Origin of the sequence: Mesorhizobium sp. M1A.F.Ca.IN.020.06.1.1, from assembly GCF_004023265.1 — a bacterium.
Lineage (GTDB): Bacteria > Pseudomonadota > Alphaproteobacteria > Rhizobiales > Rhizobiaceae > Mesorhizobium.
This window is the reverse complement of record NZ_RZSR01001318.1, coordinates 1-1,239: the sequence shown is the minus strand read 5'-3', so window position 1 is coordinate 1,239 and position 1,239 is coordinate 1. Positions and strand designations below refer to the sequence as shown.

Below are 1,239 nucleotides of genomic sequence, written 5' to 3'. Positions count from 1 at the left end.
ATCTCGGGCAGTGGGTCGCGGGGCAGGGCGTTCGCGACGTGGTGCTCATCGGCGCCCAGAGCGATTTCTGCGTTGCCGCCACGGTGAAAGGCGCTCTTGCCCAGGGCCTCGGCGTCACCGTCGTTTCGGATGCGCATTCGACGCTCGATTCCGAGGAGGAGAAAGCGCCGGACATCATCGTCCGGCACAACAAAGCCTTCGCCGAGCAGGGCGCGCGGCTGACGACGACCGCGGCGCTGATTGGGGGCTGAGGGCTTGGCTCCTCCTTCTTCCTTGTGGGAAGAACGTGTTGCCGAAGGCGACGGATGAGAAGGGAAAACCAACCCAAGGAGCGCTCATGCCAATCCCCTCCCTGCCTGCCGAAGGTGGCTGCCGCTGCGGCCGCGTGCGCCTCAGGATCTCCGCTAAGCCGCTGCTCACCATGGCCTGCCATTGCACCGGCTGCCAGAAGATGTCGTCGAGCGCTTATTCGCTGAGCGCCGCCATTCCCGCGGATGGCTTCGAGATCACCAAGGGCGAGCCGGTGATCGGCGGCCTGCACGGCGCTTCGAAACACTATTTCTGCGGCTACTGCATGAGCTGGATGTTCACCCGGCCGGAGGGGCTCGACTGGTTCGTCAACCTGCGCCCGACCATGCTGGACCACCCCGCCTGGTTCACGCCTTTCGTCGAGACCTGGACCAGCGAGAAGCTGCCATGGGCCGAGACGCCCGCCCTGCACAGCTACGCGGCCCTGCCGGCCTTCGAGGAATATGACGGGCTGGTCGCGGAATACGCCAAGTCCCAGGCCTGATGGCCCAAAACAAAACGGCGACCCGGGTCAGATCGCCGTTCAGTACAAGGTCGACGCGGCCGTTGGGGGCGACATTGTTGGGGATGTGCTTGGGCGTCCGCGTCGACCAAGGCGGCCTCGTACCGCAGCCTGGACTATGGCATGTTTTTCTCGTGCCGAAACTTCCGCGATAGCGGAATAGGCAGGGAGCAGGGACTTCCCCACCGCCGCTTGGAATTAAGGTTAACGGCGGCGCAGCCGATCGGGCACGCGCGATCTGCCAACCGCGGGTGACCGAGAACTTGGGCGAAACACTTTCTATCCCGATCCGCATTGACCTCTGCCGGCCGAGGGACGACGACTGATGCATCATTGCTGATGGATTGCATCTTGCCCCGCTTTCTCAACGCAAAACTCGCCGACGGCTCCCTGGCCGACCTCACCGTTGCCGACGGCCGCTTCAACGC

The 1,239-nt window shown here is 64.2% G+C and carries 2 protein-coding genes; both read left to right on the top strand.

Annotated elements, in window-relative coordinates; translation table 11 throughout:
* The coding region (locus EOA60_RS33630) for an isochorismatase family protein (protein ID WP_128312656.1) at positions 1-251 on the top strand (251 nt) is incomplete at its 5' end.
* Between the two features lie 86 nt (positions 252-337).
* Positions 338-793, top strand: a complete 456-nt coding sequence (locus EOA60_RS33625) for a GFA family protein (protein WP_095824520.1) — start codon at positions 338-340, stop codon at positions 791-793.
* Positions 794-1,239 lie beyond the last annotated feature (446 nt).

Coding starts and splice junctions, on each gene's coding strand:
- EOA60_RS33625 (WP_095824520.1), top strand. CDS start 338: ATGCCAATCCCCTCCCTGCCTGCCGAAGGTGGCTGCCGCTGCGGCCGC.